This is a genomic window from Vibrio sp. 10N.222.49.C9 (assembly GCF_041474985.1).
GTDB classification, from domain to species: domain Bacteria; phylum Pseudomonadota; class Gammaproteobacteria; order Enterobacterales; family Vibrionaceae; genus Vibrio; species Vibrio crassostreae_C.
Genome location: NZ_JBFRVD010000928.1, coordinates 1 through 321, shown reverse-complemented (window position 1 = coordinate 321; position 321 = coordinate 1). Strand labels below are relative to the sequence as shown.

At 47.7% G+C, this 321-nt stretch carries 1 protein-coding gene; it reads right to left on the bottom strand.

Features of this window, described 5'->3' with window-relative positions; all coding sequences use genetic code 11:
• Nucleotides 1–321: elongation factor P hydroxylase (locus AB4585_RS26260; RefSeq protein WP_372171695.1), on the bottom strand; the 321-nt coding region annotated here is incomplete at both ends.

The following is a 321-nucleotide window of genomic DNA, read 5'->3' as shown; positions in this document are numbered from 1 at the left end:
GAGTAAATGAAGGGACACTGTAATGTTCCCGAAGCGCATTAGAAAGCATCTCGACCCTAGTTGACAAGCCTTTCTCTAAAATGTCGATGACCTCTGCATGCACTTTTTTCATAAAACCTAATCTATCTGGCTCAAACGCGCCGTGCAAGTTGTCACAGCTGACTTGAAACCGAAACCCGGCGCTTTGTGAAAGTATCCACTCATAGGCCTGTGGCCTGATTTCCACTTTTTCGAATTCCGCCTGTGTATTGGGGTCGCGACCATCTGGCTCATACCAATAGCCGAAATCTTCAATAAGTCGTCGCTCAGGCCCTGCTACTC